The sequence below is a fragment of the Gluconobacter sp. genome, from assembly GCF_047722525.1.
Lineage (GTDB): Bacteria > Pseudomonadota > Alphaproteobacteria > Acetobacterales > Acetobacteraceae > Gluconobacter.
This window is the reverse complement of record NZ_JBDNYY010000002.1, coordinates 296,107-317,397: the sequence shown is the minus strand read 5'-3', so window position 1 is coordinate 317,397 and position 21,291 is coordinate 296,107. Positions and strand designations below refer to the sequence as shown.

The following is a 21,291-nucleotide window of genomic DNA, read 5'->3' as shown; positions in this document are numbered from 1 at the left end:
AAAGCCTCATGATCCGCCTCCTGAATGTCTCGATGATGCCCCCCGGCGTGGGACAACCGGTTCTCCGGAATCTGACGCTCACCGTGCCACAGGGAGAATTCCGCTGGCTGCTCGGGCCGTCTGGCGCTGGCAAGTCGAGTCTTCTTCGCCTCCTGACACTCGAAACACGCCCCTCCGGTGGCCAGATGGATATGCTCGGCGTCTCCGTCAGTCATGCCAGCCGTTCGGCCCTGCGCAACCTGAGACGCCGGATCGGGTTTGTTCCACAGGATTATCGCCTGATCGGGGAATGGACGGTGTTCGACAATGTGGCGCTCCCTCTCAGACTGCGCGGGGCTTCCGAACGTGACACCAGACGTGAGGCCTTCGCCGTTCTGGAATGGCTGGACGTCGTGCATCTTGCAGACAAGCGTCCCGGAACCCTTTCCGGCGGCGAACAGCAGCGGGCCGCCATCGCCCGCGCCCTGATCGGCCGACCGGAACTCCTGCTGGCCGACGAACCCACCAATGCCCTGGAAGACGTTCAGGCACGCCGCCTGCTGGCCACCTTTCAGGAACTGGTCGGCATGGGAACGACCGTCATCGTCGCGACCCATAACGAAGCCCTGGTCCGCGAAGCCCCCGCATCATCCATCGCCCTCCAGAACGGCACAATTGCCGGCTCCGAAACTCAGGACGGAAATCCAGCCCCTGGGAGCGGCAGCCTGTGAGCGCGCCTGTCTCGCCCGGCCTGCGTTCGGGCAGCCTCCCGCTTCTGGTGGCACTCATGACCCTGCTTGCCGGCCTCTCCCTGACCGGCCTGACAGGCGTTCAGACGCTTGCCGAGGGCTGGTCAGGCGCCGCCCGCAACGCCACCACCATTGAAATCCCGTCCGACACGCCCCGCCTTGAAGACCGCACCCAGGCCCTGATCCAGACCCTGCACAGAACGGCCGATGTCACGACAGTCCGGGAACTCTCGCCTCAGCAGGTGCAGACCCTCCTCGCCCCATGGCTGGGAGAAGTCTCGGGGAGCGGGCATCTGCCCGGGCTTTCCCTGCCCGTCGTCCTGATCGTCGCCCATACCGGCACACCCGATCTGGGCGCCATCGTCCATGCGGCCCTCCCCGAAGCGGTCGTGGAAGAAGACCGCCGCTGGGGAGAGCGCCTCAATGGCCTGGGAAGCAGCCTCGTCGCCTGTGCCTGGCTTGCCGTCAGCCTCATCGCCGCCATCGCGATCCTGTCGGTGGGCATGACCGTCCGGCGTTCCGTCATGGCCCAGCGCAAGGCCGTCGAAATCGTCCATTTCCTCGGCGCCAGTGACCTGACCATTGCCAGCAGGATCGCAGGACGGGCCGCACTCCTCAGCCTCGCCGGAGGCCTTGCGGGAGTGTTTTTCCTGAGCCCGGTCATCACCATGCTCGCCAGGAAACTTGCCCCCTTCTCGCATGACACCGGCATCGCCACGCTCCCGGTCACGACATGGGAGGATATGTTCGCAAGCTGGTGGAACACCCTCCACGTCCTGCCTCGCATGCTTCTCGAGGGACTCGCAGCCCTCCCCCTGATGGCCGCCTGTCTGGGCTGGATCACCGCACAGACGGTCGTGCTCCTCTGGCTCCGGCGCCTGCCATGAGGCGCATGTTCCGAGCATGTCTGGCACTGGGAGGTCTCTGGCTGGCGGGATTCGCATGGTTCGTTCAGGATGCTGGCAAAACCTCCGCGACCGCCTCCGTCTGCGACGGCATTGTCGCCCTGACGGGCGGAGAGCAGCGGGTGGATACCGCCATTACCCTCCTCAGGGGCGGTTATGGACACCTGCTCCTGATTTCAGGCGTCGGCCCCCATGTCACATTGCAGCATATTCTCCGACTGCAACAGGAACCTCCCTCCTCACCTCTGGCAGAACGGATCACACTGGGTCGCCGCGCCACCAGCACGATCGGCAATGCCCACGAAACGGCCCAGTGGGCCAGGGACAGCCACCTCAGACGCCTGCTTGTTGTCACGGCCGGCTACCATATCCGCCGCGCCATGCTCGAAATCCACCGCGTCGCCCCCGATCTGGCCCTCATTCCCTATCCGGTCGTACCTCTCGCCCTGCAAGGCCCCCTGTCCCGCCGGACGCTGTTCCTGATGTTCCGTGAATACAACAAGCTTCTTGGGGCGGAAATCGGCGCTCTCACCGGCCTTCCGGACGGACGCGAAGGACTTGACGGCATCTGACAGCCCTTGTGCCGAGGCTGCTTTTCTGGTGTGCAGAAAAGCATGATGAGCATTCTGCGCGGCGTCCTGTTCAATCTCTATCTTTTCTGGATCACCCTGTTCATGGGCCTCGGAACCATTCCGATCCGCCTGATGAAGCGACAGGATCTGGCCCTGTCCTACGCCAAACTCTGGGCGCGGGCCGTCCTGGCCGGTTTTACCCGGATCTGCTCGGTCCGCATCGATATCTCGGGGCAGGAAAACCTTCCCTCCGGCCCCCTGCTGATTGCCTCTCAGCACCAGTCCTTCTTCGACGGCTTCATCTGGATGAACCTCGTTGACCGGCCCGACTACATCATCAAGTCCGAACTGACCCGTATCCCCGTCGTAGGTCCGATGCTCCTCCTGACCGGCATGATCGCCGTCGACAGGAAAGCCGGTTCAAAAGCCCTTCGCGACATGATGCAGGCTTCAAAAACCGCCCACGCCGACAATCGCCAGATCATCATCTTCCCCGAAGGTACCCGGACCCTCCCCGGAGAACGCCATCCGATCCAGCCGGGCATCATTGCCCTGGCGCGACAGGCGGACGTCCCCGTCGTACCAGTCGCCACCGACTCAGGACTGTTCTGGGACCGCAATCCGTGGCTCAAACACCCGGGCGTCCTTCACGTCGTCATCGGCCAGCCTCTTGCGCCCCAGCAGGAACGCAAGGCCTTCACGCAGTCACTGGAAAGCGCATGGGACGAACTGTGCACAACCCACGCCCTGCCCCGAGATCCTGTGGATAACTCTGTGGACCCGAAAAATGCATGACCGGGCTGCAAAAAACTGAAATCTTTCAACAGTATTCCGTATCCAGCCTTCTCCTGACGTTCTGACTGAAACAGAATCTCCACACCCCTTGATCTTCCGCGGTTTTCGCTAACACATCCTTTCAGAAACCCTACCCGGAATCACGGACACGTGAGCATTTTCCGGCTTTTTCGAAGCGCTTTGAATGGCTGGGGATAAAACGGATGGGGCTTGACCAATCCCACAGCCAGATCTGAAAAGACATGCTCAATGGATCGTCCGTTCTTTACTGTCCGTTACAGCAGATGCGCTGTGGTATTGATTGCCGTCCTCGCAATATCAGCCGCGCTGGATACAGTCGCCTGGTACCATACGATCAACAGGCTGGAAGCCACCACCCAGACCGCCATGGCCACCGCACGCGAAAACGGCTGGACCATTGAAGCGACTCCGCTCCGCAAGGGCGGCTGGCCTTTCGGCGCCTGGGTAGAACTCGACAGACTGGAGACGGCCCATGCCACCCGGACCGCCGCTCCCTACGACGCGGGATGGGCAGGAGAGCATATTCGTCTCGGCGGATCATGGATTCACCTGCTTCGATCAGGTCTCCCCCTGTCACTGACAGGGCATCAGGCCGCGCGCCTTGTTCTGGATGGAAACATTCTGACGGCCCTTGCGTCGAACCTCCAGATCCGCCTCAGAAATCCCGGAAATCTGACCTTTTCAGTCCCACAGCTTGAACTGGCGCTCTCAGGCCGCTGGCCGGACAGGCAGTTTTCCCTCCTGTCCCTCTCAGGACGCCTCATCCGGTTTCCGGAGGCGCAAGCTGGCGCCACCCGTCTGGGCATAAACGTGAACGCCGCGAAAGTAACAGGCTTTCCCCTGCCATACGGTTTCGCCAGCGACCTGCAGAACGCCCATCTGGCGATCGCCCTGACCGCCCCCCCCACATCCGCAGGTCTTTCCCTTCTCGACGCCACATCCTATGGGCGCCTCCTTCTGCAGGACGCATCCGCCTCTCCCGCAACAACCTCCCCAGACAACCGGATCATACTGGCAGGGCCCCTCAACCTGCCAGACTACGACGGCACACTCACACTTACCGTGACCCGCTGGCATGAACTGGCCGCCCATCTGCTCGAACGCCCGGAAATACAGTCGCGACTCTCACCGGATCTTCAGGAAATGCTGCGCAAACTGCTGCAGAAAACGTCCATTCCGTCAGGCATGCGGGAACAACCGCTCTCGCTGTCCGTTCCAGTCATCAACGGCAGGATGACCCCGGATGCACAGGTCACATCCGCGCTCATCAGCCAACATTTCCAGAGTCCCTGACCACCCCAGAAATTGATGATAACGCATTGATTCCTGTCAAAAAGATGGCCTGCATATCAAACTTTTTCTGGCTAAACGCGTTGAAAAGAGTCAGAAGACGGCGACATACGAAGCAATCACAATTTCGTTACCCTGTTGTGCGTGCGCGGCCTCCCTAGGGATCCAACGTCTTTCCCGACGATTGCCGTGTCGCGCCATCTACCCAGAAGGCAATCGACATGTTTGGCTTGTCGGCTCTATTCCTGGCGCGTTTCCAGTTCGCGTTCACGGTCGGGTTCCACATCGTATTCCCGGCGTTCTCAATCGGTCTGGCAGCCTATCTGGCTGTCCTCGAAGGACTGTGGCTCAAGACGGGCCGAAGTGCCTATCTCGACCTTTTCAAATACTGGCTGAAAGTGTTCTCCGTCGTCTTCGGCATGGGCGTGGTCTCCGGCCTCGTCATGTCCTACGAGTTCGGAACGAACTGGTCGGCCTTCTCTCAAAAGGCCGGTCCGATCCTCGGTCCGATGCTGGCCTATGAAGTCATGACGGCCTTCTTCCTGGAGGCCGGCTTCCTCGGCGTCATGATGTTCGGCCTCAACCGCGTCGGCAAAGGCCTCCATTTCGCCGCCACCTGCATGGTCTCGATCGGCACCCTGATCTCCATGAGCTGGATCCTGTCCTCGAACTCCTGGATGCAGACGCCCCGCGGTTACCGTATCGACGAGGCAACCGGACGCTTCCTTCCCGTTGACTGGTGGCAGATCGTCTTCAACCCGTCCTTCCCGTACCGCATCGTCCATATGGGGCTCGCCGCGTTCCTGTGCGTAGCCTTCATCGTGGCTGGCGTGGCCGGATGGCATCTGCTCAAGGCCCGTCGTGAAGGCCGTCAGGCTTCCGAACAGGTCCGCCTGATGTTCTCCATGGCCATGTGGATGGCCGCCATCGTCTCTCCGATCCAGGTTCTGGCCGGCGATACGCAGGGCCTGAACACGCTGGAATACCAGCCGGCCAAGATCGCCGCCCTGGAAGGGGACTGGGAGTCCGAAAGCCGCGCACCTGAGCTTCTGTTCGGTATTCCGGACATGAAGAACGAGACGACGCATTTCAAGATTGGCATCCCGTACATGGGTTCGCTGATCCTGACCCACAGCCTTGACGGCAAGGTGCCGGGCCTGAAGGACTACCCGAAGGAAGACCGTCCCTACTCGCCGCTGCTGTTCTTCTCTTTCCGGATCATGATCGCGCTCGGCATGCTCATGGTGCTGGTCGGCCTGTGGTCCCTGTACCTGCGCTGGAAAGGCAGACTGTACGACACGCCCCTTCTGCATCGTATCGCGCTGTTCATGTCGCCCGCGGGCTTCCTGGCCCTGCTCTGCGGCTGGATCACGACTGAAGTCGGCCGTCAGCCTTTCACGGTCTATGGCCTGCTGCGGACGTCCGACAGCGTCTCCCCGATCGCGCTCCCGAACATCGCAACCTCGATGGTCGCCTTCGTCGTGGTCTATTTCATCGTGTTTGCAGGTGGCATCACCATCCTGCTGCGGACCTTCGCTGAGGAGCCTCATCCGGATCAGCACGGCCCGGCCGAAGATCAGCCCCAGCGCGCTGCGGGTACAACACAGGTCTCCCATCAGCCCCAGCCCGACGCTGGCATGGCGGAGTAAGAACCATGACAGAAACAGCCTCCTTCTGGCTCCCCGTCGTCTGGGCGCTGCTCGCAGCAACCTCCATTTTCCTCTATATCTGCCTTGATGGTTTCGACCTCGGGATCGGCATCCTGTTCCTCAAGGAAAAGGACCGTGAACACCGCAACCTCATGGTCAATACCGTCGCCCCCGTCTGGGACGGCAACGAGACCTGGATGATCTTCGGAGGCGCTGCGCTCTACGGCGTATTTCCCGTCGCCTACGGCACGATCCTTCCGGCGCTTTACCTGCCGGTCCTGTTCATGCTGCTGGCCCTGATCCTGCGCGGCGTATCCTTCGAGTTCCGCTTCAAGGCGGAATCCCCCATGAGCCAGTTCTTCTGGGACTGGGCCTTCTGCGGCGGATCCTTCGTAGCGGCCTTCATGCAGGGCGTCATCCTTGGAACCCTCATCCAGGGCATCAAGGTCGAGAACAACGTGTTCGTAGGCTCCAGCTTCGACTGGTTCTCCCCCTTCGCCCTGTTCTGCGGCGTTGCCGTCGTCATCGGCTACGCCCTGCTTGGCGCCACCTGGCTGCTGTGGCGCTGTGAAGGCGAACTCCACGATACGATGCGCCGGGTTTCCTTCGCGTTCGGCGGACTGATGCTGATCACCATCGCCCTGGTCTCCGTCTGGACGCCCATGCTGCACACCACCTACATGCAGCACTGGCTTGCCATGCCGCAGCTGGCCCTGGTGGCACCTGTCCCCGTGGCCGTCGTCGTGCTGGCAGGCGCCCTTTTCCTCGGACTGCGCAACCCGCGCTCGCACCTACTGCCGTTCGTTGCAACGCTGGGTCTGTTCTTCCTGTGCTTCAGCGGCCTGGGCATCAATGTGTGGCCGTACATCGTACCGCCGACCATCACCATCTGGCAGGCCTCCTCCCCGCCGGAAAGCCAGACCTTCCTGCTGGTCGGCACGATGTTCCTGCTGCCACTGATCCTGTCCTACACGGCCTACTCGTACTACGTGTTCCGCGGAAAGATGGCCGCCGGACAGAATTACCACTGAGAACAGGGAGGCCGGCCCATGCGGATCGAATACGGACAGCCTGACCAGAAACCGGGCTTCCTTCACTGGATGAAACGAGTGGGCTGGTTCGTGGCGATCTGGGCTGGCGGCGTTGTCGTCGTCGGCCTCGGTGCCGAACTTCTCAAGAAGGTCATCTTCGGCTGGTAAAGCCCGAAGACACCGCACAAAAAAGCCCCGCTCGAAAGAGACGGGGCTTTTTTGTGCCTTCAGAAACTGTCCTTTTCCCTGCGCAGCCGGGCGAACGTCGTGACATCCGGAGCAAGCAGGAAAGGATTGGTCCTGCGCTCCACTCCCAGCGTCACCGGCAACGTCGGCCGCCCCTCTTCCAGCAGACGCTCGACTTCCCCCGCACGGGCCTTCAGCGCCCCGTTGTCCGGATCGACATGCAGGGCAAAGGCCAGATTGGAACGGGTATATTCATGCCCCGCACAGACAAGCGTCCTGTCCGGCAGGATGTCATAGCGATGCAGGCTGTCGAACAGTTCCCGCGCCGTCCCTTCCAGAAGGCGCCCACATCCCAGACTGAACAGCACATCCCCGCAGAACAGCGCCGGCACCTCGAACACCACATACGACACATGCCCGACCGCATGCCCCGGCGTGGACAGGACCTGGATCTCCGTGCCGCCCAGGGAGAAACTGTCCCCGTCCTCGACGTCATGATCCAGTCGGGGCAGCCATTCCTTTTTCTGGCGTGGCCCATAGACCTTCGCGCCATAGCGCTCCCGCAGCGCCTCCGTCCCCGCCGTATGATCGGCGTGATGATGGGTCAGCAGGATCATGTCCAGCCGTCCCTCCCCGATTTCCTCGATGATCGGCCCCGCCTCGCCGGGGTCCACAACAGCGCGCGGACCCGCCGTCGCGGTCAGCAGCCAGGCATAATTGTCGGACAGAACCGGAATCGGCTTGATATCGAGTGGCATGACTGTTCCCCTTGGACTGTCTTGCTGATGAGGTTGCTGCATGCTGACGTCTCTGGCCCGCACCCGTTCCGATGATGCTGCGACTTTCTATGAAAGCCGGCAGGGTCAGCGCACGGCCCTGCTCCTCAACGAGCGCCTGCGAAGCATCATGCCCCCCATGCGTGGCCGACGCATCCTCGGAATAGGCTACACAGCCCCCTACCTCCCGGAAAGTGCCGAATTCGCCGTCTCCGCCCGCCTCCTTCACCCCCAGATCCACAAAACAGGCCACCCCGCCCGGGCAGACTGCATCGTGGACAGCGGCCGCCTTCCCTTTGACGACCTTTCGATGAACGCCGTCCTCGTGGTTCACGGGCTCGAGTTCACGCGTGTCGCCCCGGATTTCCTGCGGGCCATCTGGCGCACCCTCACCGATGACGGCGTGCTGACTCTGGTTGTTCCAAACCGCTCCGGCTACTGGGCCCACACCGACGCCACACCCTTCGGCCACGGCATTCCCTACAGCAGCGGCCAGTTGACGCGCCTGCTCGACCAGGCACTGTTCAGGATCGAGCAGCACTCCGGGGCCCTGATGGCCCCGCCTGCCACCCTGTCCGCCACACATGGCCGTCTGATGGAAAGGATCGGGCGGGGAATGCGCCTTCCCTGCGGCGGCGTACACATCGTCACAGCCCGCAAGAACGTCTATGCCGGAACGCCGCTGATCGACGAAAAACTGCGCGTCCCGCTCCCCCGACAGGTCGCCGAACCCGCCTGAAGACCGGGGCTGCGGAAAACCTGCCCGAAAAACGCCTTCTTTGTGGCGAATTCTTGACCCTCCCGCCGTGTGCCGTAAGAGTGCGTTCCATGTCGCTGATCCAGTCCTTCAAGCTTGTCCTGTCGCCGCCGCATCGCGCCGCGACTCCCTTCCTCCTCGCGGGTTCGCTCGTCGGGCTGCTCGGACGGGCCACGCCCTGGCGCGCCACCCGCCTGCTGGGCAACGCAGGCATCGCCTTCACGGCGTTCTGCCTCTACTTCTTCCGCGACCCCAAGCGCGTCCCGCCGCCGCGCGCCGATCTGGTACTGGCCTCCGCTGATGGCCGCGTCACGTCCGTCGCCCTCGTCACCCCGCCAGCCGCTCTGGAAATGGGCCACACGCCGGTCTGGCGCGTCTCGACGTTCCTGTCCGTGCTGAACGTCCACATCAACCGGATGCCCGCCGCCGGTGAAGTGACGAAAATTGCCTATCATGCCGGCAAGTTTCTCAATGCCAGCCTCGACAAGGCTTCCGAACACAACGAACGCAACGAACTGCGCCTGACCCTGCCGGACGGCCGCAATATCGGCGTCGTCCAGATCGCCGGTCTGATCGCGCGCCGCATCCTGTGCTTCGTGGAGGAAGGTGACCGCGTGGAAGCGGGAGAGCGCTTCGGTCTGATCCGCTTCGGCTCCCGCACCGATGTCTACCTGCCCCCCGGCGTCGAACCTCTGGTTGTGGAAGGACAGACCATGGTTGGTGGCGAAACTGTCCTGGCAAAACTCTGAGCCAGACGCCGTTCATGACCCTGCCTCCGACGGTTGACGCCAGCCGCCCCGCCAGAAAACGCCGGATCCGCCGCAGACTCCGCCGCATGGGTCGCAATCCCCGCACCCGCGTGCGAGGCCCGTCGTTCAACCGCCTTATCCCCAACATCATGACGATGCTCGGCCTCTGCGCCGGGCTCAGCGGCATGCGTTTCGCGCTCGAACACCAGTTCGAACCCGCGGCCGTTGCCCTGCTGATCGCGGCCTGCATCGACGGACTGGACGGACGGATCGCCCGCCTGCTCAAGGGCGCCACCCGCTTCGGTGCCGAGTTCGACAGCCTGTCGGACTTCGTGTGCTTCGGCGTGGCGCCCTCCTTCGTGCTGCTGATGTGGTCGCTCGAACATGCCGGACGCTACGCCTTCGTCCCCTGCATCCTGTTCACGGTCTGCATGGCCCTGCGTCTCGCGCGCTTCAATGCGAGCCTCGATGACGACGACAAGCCGGACTATTCCTACAGCTTCTTCACGGGCGTCCCGGCCCCTGCCGGAGCGGGACTTGTCCTGTTTCCCGTCTTTCTGGGTCTCGAAGCCGACCGCCTCCATGCCGAAGGTCTGGCCGCTTTTGCACGCCTGCCCCTCGTCTCGGCCGTCTGCCTGATCGTCACCGGCCTGCTTCTGGTCTCGACGCTGCCGGTCTGGTCTTTCAAGAACTTCAAGGTCCCGGCGCGCTACGTCCTGCCCCTGATGCTCGGAACCGGCCTCTACGCCGCCCTTCTGGTCGCAGACCCCTGGGGCGCTCTTGCCGGCGCCGGACTGCTTTATATCGCGATCCTCCCCTTCTCCCGCCGCTCCTATCACCGCCTGAAACAGGCAGCGGAAGAAATGTCGGAAACGGTGGAAGAAGAACCCGCGTGAAGGTAGAAGACCCAACAAAAAAAGGCCGCCCGATCACCCGGGCGGCCTTTTTCATATCCAGTGTGCGACGGGCTTATTCCGTCACGTCCCACAGCCATGCTGCGCCACGCACGCCCGAGCTGTCACCGTGCTTGTTCCGTACGATCGGCGTCGTGCAGACCGGCGTGATCACATGCTTGGCCAGCAGCGGCGGCACGCGCTCATACAGCGTGTGCAGGTTGGACACACCACCACCGAGGACGATCACATCCGGATCAAGGAAGTTGATGACCATCGCACAGGCCCGGGCAAAACGCTCCGTGTAACGCCCCAGCGCCGCGATGGCGGCCTGATCGCCATTGGCGGCAGCCTCCTCGATCCCGGCCGTATTGCGGTGGCCTGGCCCCTTCCAGTCCGCAGCCAGCGCAGGACCACACAGATAGCGCTCCATGCAGCCCTTGTTCCCGCAGAAGCAGTCACGTGCCGGCTCGTCTTCTTCCGTTGGCCAGGGCAGAGGCAGATGCCCCCACTCGCCTGCGATGTGATGACGCCCTTCAAGCACGCGGCCATTATTGACGATGCCCGCCCCCATGCCCGTGCCGATGATGACACCGAACACCGTCAGCATGCCCTTCGCCGCGCCATCGGCGGCTTCAGACAGGGCAAAGCAGTTGGCATCATTTTCCGTCCGGACGGGACGGGCGAGCGCAGCCTCAAGATCATGCCCGAAAGGCTGGTTGTTCAGCCAGGTCGCATTGGCATTCTTGATCAGCCCGCTCTCAGGCGAAATCGAACCCGGAATCCCGATGCCAAGCGTGGACGTATGCTGCCCCGCCGACACGCGGTGGCTCGGCACCGCGCCAAGGCGGTGATCCACATCCGTCACCAGATCCCGGATGGCCAGGACGGCTTCGTTATAGACACCGGGATTGGGAATCCGTTCACGCAGGACGAGATCGCCCGAACGATTCAGAACCGCGATTTCGATCTTCGTGCCACCAAGATCAATTCCAAGGCGATAATCAGCCATCTCTAGCCCTGTGCTCTATACGGCGACCTGAGTGTCAGGCGACCGAAACTCATGGAAAAACGCACCCAGTGCGTCCATCTGCTTTAACGCGAAACCGTGGCACGGCAAGCCGTTCAGGGACAAAACTTCGTTGTTTCGGGAAAAATCCCGCTTCCAGACAGGCCGGTCAGACCTGCGCCAGCTCCTGCAATGCCCGCAGGATGTCCTCCGGCGAGGGCGGGCATCCCGCAATCGAACGCCGTACGGGCGTCAGGGCCTGCAATCCCCCCAGCGTCGCATAACCGGCCGGAAAAGGCCCCCCATCGACCGCACAGGCCCCGACCGCAATCAGACTCCGGCCCGGCGGCATCACCCGCCACACCCGATCCACCATCTCGGCACAGACCCGCGTTACCGCCCCCGTCAGCAGAAGCCAGTCCGCATCCGCCGGATCATTCACACAGACAAACCCCGCCTGCTCCAGAGCGAAAGCGCTGCCGTTCAGGGACTCGATCTCCATGAAGCAGCCCTCGCATCCCCCGGTCTCCAGAACATACAATCCGATGGGACGGTCCCGGCGCGGGGCTGTTCCGTCCGCCGAAGGGCGCCAGCGCGTCGCATCCATGAAAGCATAAAGCAGACTCAGAGGCCCCGTCCGTCGCATACCGTTCATAGCGCGATCCCCGCTGGTGAAAGCCCGATCGAACCCAGAGCCGCCGGGACACGATCAACAGCATAGCCCCGCAGCATCGCCCCCAGAACCGGCAGAAGCGAGGCGCCCGGATCGCGGACATGCAGACTTTCGATGCGCCCGTCCTTCAGCCGCACCCAGTACCACACGTCCCCGCGCGCGCCTTCAGCCACGCCGATCCCTTCTTCCGTCCGGTCCGGCGCGGGTTCGTCATCCTCCAGACCGATGCTCCCCAGAATCCGCTCCATCAGTGCCAGCGAGTCCCGGATTTCCGCAAGTCGCAACCCCTCACGCGCCCGGGCATCCCCCCGGCTCGATCCTGTCGCCCGCAGAGCCTCCAGCCGCATTCCGGCCTCCCGACGCCGCATGTCCATGCTGCGCCCGCTCGCACGTCCCGTGACACCGCCCACAGCAAAGCGCTCCGCCAGCCGTACATCCAGCACCGCAAACCCGTTCAGACGCGCTGCAAAAACCCGGTGAAGCTCTTCCAGTACCACAAGCCGCGGCTGCATCACCGCATGCACGGCCTGCGCCAGCGGCACGATTTCCAGCCCTTCCCGGAACCCGTCGCAGGCCACCATATCCATCAGGCGCCGGGAGACGCCCTGCTCCGAACAGGCCCGTGAAATGGCTTCCCGCGCATGATCGCAATGCGTCGCCAGAAGCTCCGCATCCACGCCCCGTGCCGTCCGCGCCATATCGAACAGATGAATCGAGATCCGCTCGATCTCCAGCAGAATCATCCAGACATCCCGAATCCCCGGCCCCGGAGCCAGCCCGCGCGCCTGCGCAACGGCCCGGGCAAAGGCCAGCGGGTGCGCCACGAAGCCGCCCGCCGTCACACGCGACACCAGCGGCATCGCCTCTTCCGGCGTCTTTCCCACAAGCCGGGCCACCAGACCACGATGCGCGGCCCCGGCACAGACCTCCACATCCCGGATTTTCCCCTTCAGAACCTCAAAGGAAAATTCCAGCGGGCCACTCAGTCCGGTCTGTTCGGGACGCAGCAGATGATGTCCCGCGAGCGGCCGCAGTCCGCCGGCAGCAGGTCCGGGACGCGATGACAGCGGCCAGGTCGAGGTCCAGCCCCCTTCATCCAGCGCGGGGGCACCGTTCCCGCGGGCATCCATCGCTTCCACGCCCCACAGGTCGTACGACACACGCTCGCCCCACTCCGCCCCGGCAAAGCGCGAAGACGGCGCCAGATACCGACGATCTTCGACACCCGTACTCGCCAGAAGCGGACAGTCTCCCTCCAGCAAGAGCACGTAGGCGCGGGCGTCATCCGCCCAGCAGGAGATCAGGGGCAGCGTCGCCCCCGACGCCGTCAGCATCCCGCTCCACTGCGCGGGCTCAAGATAATAATGCGACAGCGCCACCCGCTCGCCACTGCGGATGATCCGACCCATGCTCCTCATGGCCGCCACCCCGTCACCGGATGCCAGGCAAGAAAGAACGGCCCGCACAGTCCCCCCAGCAACAGAACAGCCTGCATCACCGCCACCATCCCGCGCTCTCCACGTCCGAACGCGGGCAGAAGCGTCATATGCCGCACAGACCACAAGGCGGGCAGCAGACACCCGACCAGAAGGATCAACTGTCCCGTCTCAAGCGAGCGCCCGATCCCGACAAGCGCAAAGAACACCGGCCAGGGCGCAGCACCCGACGCGATCGCATCGGTGTCCTCGGCCTCCCGCAGATCCAGAACGGCAAGCCCCAGCGCCGCCAGCAGCAGCAGAACGATCGCCGTCCCTTCCCCGGTCGCCGCGGCCAGCGCACCGAACGCAGACAACATCGGCAACGACACGATCCGACCGGAGGACCGCGCCGTCACCAGCATGAGGATCGTCCCGAAACCCGCGATCAGCATAAGCAGATGAACCAGCGGATACGCACTCAGACGGAACATCAGCATCAGCGCCGAAAACCGCAGCCCCGTATCCAGCAGAGCCGCCTCGGGCGCAGGAGCCGGCGACGGCCCAAGCCCCGCCACCATGCACAACCCGACCGTCAGCAGCACCGCACCCAGCGAAGACTGCTGCATGGGCAGGAGTGACGCCCCCAGAAGCCCCAGCACCACGCCACCCAGCCTGCTGCGGGCGATATCCCACACGACCAGGGCCTTTCGCGGGCCCCGGCCTTCCCGCCAGGCCAGAAGAACCGTGCCCGCACCGCACAGCACCGTCACAGCGAAAGCCGAATGGATGTTCAGCGCCAGAAGCGCACAGCCCGTGACGAGAAACGGCAGAACGCGGCCGGTCCGGTCCTGCGCTGGCGGCAGAAGAAGCGGAATGGCGGTCACGATGCACGAACACGCGGCAGCCAGTGCATCCGTCCCCGGCATCAGCCACACGGCCAGCGGTGTAATGACAAGCCCGGCCACGGCGAAAGTCAGACTACTGGCGGACTGTCGGTTTTCAGGCGTCAGAAGCAGCAGGAACGCCGCCAGAAGCGGCCAGACGGTCACGGCAAACAGCGTTCCGATCGGAGCAAGCGGATGCATCAGACGTCCTCCACCCGACGCCATGCCAGACGCGGCAGAAGCGTGACGCCAAGAGCCGCCAGCACGCCCCACAGGCTCAGTGCCGCCATGAAAAGCGGCCAGGAATGCAGCACACAGGACACGACAATAAGCCCGTCGGCAGCCCGCAACAGGCCGGTAAACTGCACCAGCGGCGGTCCCCACGCCGCCCCGCACAGTCCGGTCAGAACGGCCCCCGCCCCAAGAACCGGCGCCAGCCCCAGCCCCGCACCAGACAGGCCAAGCGCGAGCAGCAGCACCAGCGTTCCCACAACCGGCAGGACAGCCGCCCGATCCGGCGCTTCCGCTGCAAACCGCCGCAGCCATGCCCAGGCCAGACCATTCAGCCCGACCAGCGCCACAGACGTCAGAAGCGCCATCAGCCCGGAACAGACCGTCGCCCCTGCAAAGGCACAGACCGCGCCATAAAGCGGCAGCCCCCGCCCGTCCTTTCCCAGCCCTGCAAGAGCCAGCAGCAGCAGCAATCCGAACCCGACAATCATGTGCCAAACCTCCCTGCCAGAGCCAGAAGAAGCGCCACACCGGCAAACAGGGCCGTCAGCCGCGCGCTCCGCTCCTGCGCCATGAGCCGCAGCCCGACCGCCACCGCAACCGTCAGCGCCAGACGTCCCCCCAGAGCCACCAGCCCGAGCCACCAGCCCTGAACGCCCTCCTGCGGCAGCCCGACGCTCACTGGCAGAGCCAGATCCCCCAGCAGCAGCAGCCAGCCACAGTTCAGCACATCAGCGATGCTCCGGGCCGCTTCCCGCTCATGACGGTCGCGGATGCCGGACAGCATCCCCGTAACGTCCTGAGCCCGCAGGGGAGGACACGCAATGCCCAGCGCCAGCGCACAGGCGGCAAGCGCACCTTCCAGACCAGGCTCAGGCTCGATATGCAGCATCGCACACAGGCCCGCGAGCCCATCCGTCCCAGGCGCCGCGAGCGCGATCAGGGCTTCGGTCAGACACAGCAGCAGAACGGCAGGGACGAAACGGCCTGTCTCACCCGGCAGCAGGCTCTGGCCCACAAAGCCCCGCCCCAGCAACATGACCAGCCCGATGACCAAAGGGTCTGCCAGAGACGAAAAAACCCATCCCATCGTCACCGCAGGCAGACACAGAAGCGTCAGAACACCCGCCGTGAGCGCCAGCGCCGGACGGCCGCCCAGCGGAGCCCGGAACAGTGTTTTCCAGAAGCGCCCGGCCTGCAGGAGACGAAAGCGCATCGTCCCGACCGACCGGCCAGCCAGCCAGAACGGCAGATCGTCCAGACACCAGCCAATGACGGGCGCCAGCACAAGAAGCAGGCCCAACTGAAAGAGCGCCTCCAGCACCGCCAGCAGGACCATCCCGACCTCATGCGCCATCACGCCATCACTCCCAGCACCGCCAGAACGAGACCCAGAAGCACAAGCCAGAGTCCGACAGCACCCTGACGCAGGTCGGGAAGCACGGGCGCCCTCATGTTTTTCAGCCCCCTGAGACGCAGTCGCCCGCTGGCAATGACACGACGCATCGTCCAGTTCAGGGAGGGGGCCTCATCAAACAGTCCGTCCCCGATCGTCAGCAGTTGCCCGAGCGCGGGAACCAGAGTGGATGCCGCCTGCACCACACCACCCACGATCCTCCAGGGCCGCACGAGAGCAACCCAGATCCCGGCACCAGCCAGCACAAAAGCCATCAGTCGCAGATGCGCCCCATCCCCCGCACCAATGCTCCAGACCGGCCAGACCCATTCTCCGCCCATGGCGTGCAGCACAGGGCTCGTCAGCCCGAACACAAGAGCGGGTATGAGCAGGCTTCCTGCGCCCAGAAGCAGAACAGACGCGCCCGAAACGCCCTCCCGGCCCGCAGGGAACAGACGCCCCAGCGCAAGAATGTCGGAGAGGCCCAGAAGCCCCAGCAGCAGCGCCACGGCCACACCAAGAACGCTCCACCCCTCCACGCCTGCCGCCATGCCAAGCGCCGCGTGAATCCCCAGCCACAGCACAACCAGTCCCGGCAAAGGCGGAAACGGCAGACGCAGCATGGCGAGCACTGGAAATCTCCGCCCCAATGCAGCCGTCAGTACCAGCAGCACCAGATCGAGCAGCAGCGCCTCCAGTGCGATCCGCGCGCAGACTGCAAGGCTTTCGGCCTGCGCCGCCACGACCAGAACCATCAGGAGAACAGGCCGCAGCAGCCCCAGATTTCCGGGTCGGGATGCACCAAGGACGGACCATCCCACCAGCCCGATCACCGCAGCACCCAGGCCCGCAACAAGTTCCGCCGGAACAGCCGCAGGCTCATGCCAGACCAGCGAGACGCCCAGAAGACTCATAACGGCAGGGCAGGCCCCGCCCTGACGACGCACAAGCGCAGGCCAGAACAGAACTGGCAGCAGCCCCAGAAGAACAAAGGTCTGTGCAGGAAAAAGGACGCTCAACAGCAGAGCCGGAACTGTCCACACGGCCGGACACGCCTCCCGCTCCTGTGCAACGATCACACCGAGCGCGACAGCCAGAACAGCCGGAGACATCGACAGGATCGCGGCCAGCGCCGCAGCGCAGATGACCGCCGATCGCCCAGCACGCCCGGCCTCCATCGCCTGCAGACATGCAGGAACGACCAGAGCCGCGAGGCAGAGAGACACCGGATCGGCGTAAAACAGGGACGAAAAATTATGCAGGGCGCGGTCCGCAGGTTAAGTGAAAACGGACCGCATACCACCACGACCGTCAGATCATGGCGAGAGATACCTTGCGTTTCGGTGGAGGGAAAGCACCGTCCAGCGTTTTGAGATCCTCATCCGTCAGGCTGATTTCCAGACTGGCGATATTTCCGGCCACATGCTTCGGAGACCCGGCTTTCGGGATCGCCATGACATTTGGTCGCCGCAGCACCCAGGCCAGCGCGATCTGGGCCGTATCCGCAGGGCCAAGCGACGTCTCATGCCGGGACGCCACATCCTTCAGCGCCGGATGATCCAGAAGCTCTCCGCCCTGCCCCAGCGGCGAGTAGGCCATCGTCACGGTTTCGGATTTCAGATCATGATCCAGAAGATCGAACTCGGTCCCGCGATGCTCGAGATTATACAGAACCTGATTGACCAGACAGTTACCGGACAGGTCCTCGATCTCTTCCATATCATCGACATCGAAGTTCGACACGCCCCATCCCCGGATCAGCCCGTCATCCTTGAGATCCTCGAACGCCCGGATCGTTTCTTCCAGCGGTGTGCCCCCACGCCAGTGCAGCAGATAGAGATCCAGCCAGTCCGTATCGAGATGCTTCAGCGAACGCCGGCACGCCTTGTGTACACCATCATAGGACGCATTTGACGGCACGACCTTGCTGACGAGATAGACATCATCACGCACATCCGCGATGGCTTCGCCCACCAGCTTTTCCGACCGGCCATTGCCGTACATCTCGGCCGTATCAATCACCCGCAGGCCGGCCTCAAGCCCCTTGCGCAGGCTTTCAACCTCATCCGCGTGCCGGGCCGCGCTGTCGCCGACATTCCAGGTCCCCATCCCAAGCGCGGGGACCCTAACACCATTCCTGAGCGTGACTGTCTTCATGACTGTTTCCTGTCTGTGTCCTCAGACAACGACAGGATCAGCCGGCTGTTCCCTCGGAACTTCAGCCAACGCCGTCGTATCCGTTCCCGGCGCCACCCCATTGGCCGCCAGAAGATCCCGCAATTTCCGCACGATCGGGAAGACCTCGACGTTATGATCGCCCCCGAGTTCGCGCCAGGCGTTCTGCTCCAGTTCCATGATTTCCCGGTCTTCTTCAAAGATCCGGTGCGTAAAAATACCCAGCGCAGGCCAGATCATGTCGATCAGGAATGGCGTCTTCGGCCGCAAAACCGAGAGCAGGCCGAAAGTCTGCGTGCTCATCCCGTCCGCCGTGTCCGGGACGTAAACGCTGAACAGTTCCATAATCAGATCGCCGTCCTTGTCATGGATTTTCAGGCTCTGATACGGATAGGTCGTGCGAATGCTGACGATTTCCTCGACCGGCTGCTCCCGGTTCGGATCATCGTGATGCTTGCCGAAGATCAGCCGTTCCGCCAGTGGCTGCTGGTTTCCACTGCGCGCGAAGCTGTAGCGCGCCTCGATAAAATTCTCACCCGCATCCTGCCCCAGGAACCGCGCCCGGATCTGCCCCATCTGGCGGCGGTGCAGGAACTGATGGTTCATATCCATCAGGTTCTCATGCATGAACGTGTAATGACACTTCACGACCGGGCTGAAACGCCGGGTCTTGAATGCCGGATTGTCCACCTGTGCCAGAGGCGGCAGCGGCACGGACTCCGCCTTTGCCGCATCCCCCGGGAAAATGAAGATCAATCCCCCGGCCTCGCGACAGGGATAGGTCTTCACCCCATTCGGCAGTTTGCCCTTCCCCAGGTACGGCACATCGATGCACCGACCCGACCGGCCATAGGCCCAGCCGTGATAACAGCACTGAACCGCCTCACCGCTGACCTTGCCGAGACTGAGCGGAACCTGACGATGCGCGCAGCGGTCTTCGAGCGCAAAGACGCTGCCTTCCTCGGGACGTACCAGAGCAATGGGATGACGCCCGAACCGACGCCCGATCGTCTTTCCCCGTTTAAGATCCTTCGACCACGCCAGCGGATACCAGAAGTCAGGATTGATATCGACGCGGCGAAGGTCAGTCTTCAAAGGCGCGGGGGAAGAATTCGTGGGGTCTGGCACAGTCAGATGTCCTCTCCAGTGCAATGAAAGACACTCCGGCTACGGCACGTCCTCCATCAATGGTTTCAGACACAATTTGAAACCTTAACCCGCCTTTTTCCAGCCCCGCTCTTCCTGTTTCCAGTACACGAGATTGTGACCTGAAGATTTCATCGCCACCCAGCGTTGTCTTGCCCGCTGAACGGATTGCGGATTTCCGCCATCGAACAGATCGAATATCCGCGTGAATGGCGCGAACTCATCGCTTCCCGCACCGTCCACCCGGAACAGGAACCGCGCCTCATTCGGCACATCCTCACCCTCGGTCAGCCAGATCGGCTGCCGGGCCGCATGACCGCTCTTGACCGTACCATGCGGAAGCCAGACCGGGTCCCGACAGGACCATAGCGCCGCATCCAGCGCCATGACCGCAGCCACATCGGGGCAGCGCACAAGCGCACGCTCGCCCGCATCCAGCGTCCGACCCAGCAGGGCCGGAAGCGCGTCCTCAAGCGGCGTGCGCGTCAGATGATAGAACCCGACATCCACGGCGTGATCCTGCCCCTCAGGCGTCGGCTTCATGCGCCTTCACAAAACGGTCCAGCAGCCGCACGCCAAAGCCCGTCGCACCCTTGGGCGCAATGGCGGACGCCTTGGTCTTCCAGGCCGTTCCCGCAATATCGAGATGCGCCCAGTCCGTGTCGCCCACGAAGCGCTTGAGGAACTCCGCCGCGAGGATCGCACCGCCCGGACGGCCGCCGATGTTCTTCATATCCGCAATATCGGAGTCGAGTTCGCGGTTATAGGCCGCGCCCATCGGCATCCGCCACAGCCCTTCGCCAACCTGCGCGCCAGCCTCGGCCAGCCCCTTGGCCAGCGCATCACTATTGCTGAACAGACCAGCATTCTCATAGCCAAGACTGACCACGATCGCACCCGTCAGCGTCGCCAGATTGACCATCAGCTTCGGACTGAACCGCTTCCGCGTATAGGACAGCACATCCGCGAGAACGAGGCGCCCTTCCGCATCGGTATTCAGAACCTCGATCGTCTGCCCGTCATAGGCTCGCACGATATCGCCCGGACGCTGCGCCCCGCCGGACACCATGTTCTCAACAAGTCCGACCACACCGATCGCATTGACCGGTGCCTTCCGACGGGCCAGCGCACTCATCAGACCGATCACGGTCGCAGCCCCGCCCATATCGGTTTTCATCTCGTCCATACCAGCCGCCGGCTTGATGGAAATGCCACCGCTGTCGAAAGTCACGCCCTTGCCGATGAACGCCAGAGGCGCCTCGCTGCCACCGCCCTCATGACGGACAATCACCGTCCGCGGCTTGTGGATGCTGCCCTGCGCCACGCCCAGAAGCGCGCCGAAGCCCAGCTCAGTCATGGCCTTCTCGTCCAGCACCTCAACGGTCAGGCCAAGCTCACGCAGCTCTTCGATACGCTGTGTAAAAGACTGAGGATAAAGCACATTCGGCGGTTCGCTCACGAGATCCCGCGTCAGGATCACGCCCTGCGACACCGCATCCAGAGCGGTCCACCGCGCCTGCGCCGCCGCCACGTCAGACACGGCAACGCTCAGGGACTTCAGGACCGGACGGCTATCGGACTTCTTCGTGCGGTACACACTGAAATCATAGGAGGCCAGACGCGCGCCGAGAGCCGCTTCCGGAGCAAACTGTTCGAGCCCTTTGGTCAGGGCCAGAACTGCCTCCTCAACACCCTCAAGCAACCGGACCGCACGACCGGCAGCATTCTCGACAGCCACCGCATCAACAGCCGCACCGCCCTTCGGCGTCACACCGGCAAGAACGATCTGGGAAAGCCCTTCGGCCGGAGCGGGAAGTACCACACTCTGTCCGGCCTCACCCCTGAAGCCCTTCAATGCAACGGCGCGCGAAACCGCGCCTGCCGTCGCCTTGTCCAGCGCCGCGAACGTCTCACCGCCCGCCGCATCACACAGCAGTACAACGGCTCTGGGCGCATCTGCAGAAAAGGCTGGAAGGGAATCGAAAGTCACTGAAAGCATGATGATCC

The 21,291-nt window shown here is 63.3% G+C and carries 23 protein-coding genes; 11 read left to right on the top strand and 12 right to left on the bottom strand.

All coding sequences use genetic code 11. The annotated features are described in order from the left end of the window. The first annotated feature begins 8 nt into the window (after positions 1 to 8). The 8 genes from ABF859_RS03540 (at position 9) to ABF859_RS03505 (ending at position 7,159) form a co-directional block, all read left to right on the top strand. Complete coding sequence (locus ABF859_RS03540; RefSeq protein WP_415526199.1) at positions 9 to 710, top strand: cell division ATP-binding protein FtsE; 702 nt, start codon at positions 9 to 11, stop codon at positions 708 to 710. After that, a complete protein-coding gene (locus ABF859_RS03535; protein ID WP_415526167.1) occupies positions 707 to 1,615 on the top strand; it encodes a cell division protein FtsX in 909 nt (302 codons plus the stop codon). The genes ABF859_RS03540 and ABF859_RS03535 overlap by 4 nt, the downstream gene beginning before the upstream one ends. Further along, a complete protein-coding gene (locus ABF859_RS03530; protein WP_415526165.1) occupies positions 1,612 to 2,205 on the top strand; it encodes a YdcF family protein in 594 nt (197 codons plus the stop codon). The genes ABF859_RS03535 and ABF859_RS03530 overlap by 4 nt, the downstream gene beginning before the upstream one ends. Before the next feature lie 45 nt (positions 2,206 to 2,250). Next, positions 2,251 to 3,000: a lysophospholipid acyltransferase family protein gene (locus ABF859_RS03525; RefSeq protein ID WP_415526197.1), complete on the top strand. Its 750-nt coding sequence runs from the start codon at positions 2,251 to 2,253 to the stop codon at positions 2,998 to 3,000. A gap of 249 nt (positions 3,001 to 3,249) precedes the next feature. Further along, on the top strand, positions 3,250 to 4,314 hold the full coding sequence (locus ABF859_RS03520) for a DUF2125 domain-containing protein (RefSeq protein ID WP_415526163.1): 1,065 nt from the start codon (positions 3,250 to 3,252) through the stop codon (positions 4,312 to 4,314). A 218-nt stretch (positions 4,315 to 4,532) separates the two neighbouring features. After that, the gene (locus tag ABF859_RS03515; protein ID WP_415526161.1) at positions 4,533 to 5,960 is read left to right on the top strand and encodes a cytochrome ubiquinol oxidase subunit I; all 1,428 of its coding nucleotides are present in this window, start codon (positions 4,533 to 4,535) and stop codon (positions 5,958 to 5,960) included. Between the two features lie 5 nt (positions 5,961 to 5,965). After that, entirely contained in the window at positions 5,966 to 6,991 is a 1,026-nt protein-coding gene (gene cydB / locus ABF859_RS03510) for a cytochrome d ubiquinol oxidase subunit II (RefSeq protein ID WP_415526159.1), read from the top strand. Positions 6,992 to 7,009: 18 nt separating this feature from the next. Further along, positions 7,010 to 7,159: a DUF2474 domain-containing protein gene (locus ABF859_RS03505; protein ID WP_415526157.1), complete on the top strand. Its 150-nt coding sequence runs from the start codon at positions 7,010 to 7,012 to the stop codon at positions 7,157 to 7,159. Positions 7,160 to 7,218: 59 nt separating this feature from the next. On the opposite strand, the gene gloB is transcribed toward ABF859_RS03505, so the two are convergent. Next, positions 7,219 to 7,935: a hydroxyacylglutathione hydrolase gene (gloB, locus tag ABF859_RS03500; RefSeq protein WP_415526155.1), complete on the bottom strand. Its 717-nt coding sequence runs from the start codon at positions 7,933 to 7,935 to the stop codon at positions 7,219 to 7,221. Between the two features lie 40 nt (positions 7,936 to 7,975). Between gloB and ABF859_RS03495 the strand changes: the two genes are divergently transcribed. The 3 genes from ABF859_RS03495 to ABF859_RS03485 all read left to right on the top strand — a co-directional run bounded on the left by ABF859_RS03495 (position 7,976) and on the right by ABF859_RS03485 (position 10,355). Continuing rightward, a complete protein-coding gene (locus ABF859_RS03495) occupies positions 7,976 to 8,692 on the top strand; it encodes a methyltransferase (RefSeq protein WP_415526153.1) in 717 nt (238 codons plus the stop codon). Positions 8,693 to 8,781: 89 nt separating this feature from the next. Next, on the top strand, positions 8,782 to 9,459 hold the full coding sequence (locus ABF859_RS03490) for a phosphatidylserine decarboxylase (protein ID WP_415526151.1): 678 nt from the start codon (positions 8,782 to 8,784) through the stop codon (positions 9,457 to 9,459). Positions 9,460 to 9,473: 14 nt separating this feature from the next. Then, complete coding sequence (locus ABF859_RS03485; RefSeq protein WP_415526149.1) at positions 9,474 to 10,355, top strand: CDP-alcohol phosphatidyltransferase family protein; 882 nt, start codon at positions 9,474 to 9,476, stop codon at positions 10,353 to 10,355. Positions 10,356 to 10,428: 73 nt separating this feature from the next. Here ABF859_RS03485 and ABF859_RS03480 read toward each other — a convergent pair whose 3' ends face one another. The 11 genes from ABF859_RS03480 to ABF859_RS03430 all read right to left on the bottom strand — a co-directional run bounded on the left by ABF859_RS03480 (position 10,429) and on the right by ABF859_RS03430 (position 21,283). Continuing rightward, positions 10,429 to 11,364, bottom strand: coding sequence for an ROK family protein (locus ABF859_RS03480; protein ID WP_415526147.1), 936 nt, complete (start codon positions 11,362 to 11,364; stop codon positions 10,429 to 10,431). Between the two features lie 166 nt (positions 11,365 to 11,530). Continuing rightward, positions 11,531 to 12,016, bottom strand: a complete 486-nt coding sequence (locus tag ABF859_RS03475; protein WP_415526145.1) for an NADH-quinone oxidoreductase subunit B family protein — start codon at positions 12,014 to 12,016, stop codon at positions 11,531 to 11,533. Further along, a complete protein-coding gene (locus ABF859_RS03470; RefSeq protein ID WP_415526143.1) occupies positions 12,013 to 13,443 on the bottom strand; it encodes a hypothetical protein in 1,431 nt (476 codons plus the stop codon). The genes ABF859_RS03475 and ABF859_RS03470 overlap by 4 nt, the downstream gene beginning before the upstream one ends. A gap of 5 nt (positions 13,444 to 13,448) precedes the next feature. Continuing rightward, complete coding sequence (locus ABF859_RS03465; RefSeq protein WP_415526141.1) at positions 13,449 to 14,537, bottom strand: hypothetical protein; 1,089 nt, start codon at positions 14,535 to 14,537, stop codon at positions 13,449 to 13,451. After that, a complete protein-coding gene (locus tag ABF859_RS03460; protein WP_415526139.1) occupies positions 14,537 to 15,058 on the bottom strand; it encodes a hypothetical protein in 522 nt (173 codons plus the stop codon). Before ABF859_RS03460 ends, ABF859_RS03465 begins: the two co-directional genes overlap by 1 nt. Continuing rightward, positions 15,055 to 15,924: a hypothetical protein gene (locus ABF859_RS03455; protein WP_415526195.1), complete on the bottom strand. Its 870-nt coding sequence runs from the start codon at positions 15,922 to 15,924 to the stop codon at positions 15,055 to 15,057. Before ABF859_RS03455 ends, ABF859_RS03460 begins: the two co-directional genes overlap by 4 nt. After that, complete coding sequence (locus tag ABF859_RS03450; protein WP_415526137.1) at positions 15,924 to 17,189, bottom strand: hypothetical protein; 1,266 nt, start codon at positions 17,187 to 17,189, stop codon at positions 15,924 to 15,926. The genes ABF859_RS03455 and ABF859_RS03450 overlap by 1 nt, the downstream gene beginning before the upstream one ends. Positions 17,190 to 17,274: 85 nt before the next feature. Next, on the bottom strand, positions 17,275 to 18,120 hold the full coding sequence (locus ABF859_RS03445; protein ID WP_415526135.1) for an aldo/keto reductase: 846 nt from the start codon (positions 18,118 to 18,120) through the stop codon (positions 17,275 to 17,277). 21 nt (positions 18,121 to 18,141) lie between these two features. After that, positions 18,142 to 19,266: a Rieske 2Fe-2S domain-containing protein gene (locus ABF859_RS03440; RefSeq protein WP_415526133.1), complete on the bottom strand. Its 1,125-nt coding sequence runs from the start codon at positions 19,264 to 19,266 to the stop codon at positions 18,142 to 18,144. An 84-nt stretch (positions 19,267 to 19,350) separates the two neighbouring features. After that, positions 19,351 to 19,827: a DNA polymerase III subunit chi gene (locus ABF859_RS03435; RefSeq protein ID WP_415526131.1), complete on the bottom strand. Its 477-nt coding sequence runs from the start codon at positions 19,825 to 19,827 to the stop codon at positions 19,351 to 19,353. After that, positions 19,811 to 21,283 carry a leucyl aminopeptidase gene (locus tag ABF859_RS03430; RefSeq protein ID WP_415526129.1) on the bottom strand — a complete coding sequence of 491 codons (1,473 nt, stop codon included), beginning with the start codon at positions 21,281 to 21,283 and terminating at the stop codon, positions 19,811 to 19,813. The genes ABF859_RS03435 and ABF859_RS03430 overlap by 17 nt, the downstream gene beginning before the upstream one ends. Positions 21,284 to 21,291: the final 8 nt, after the last annotated feature.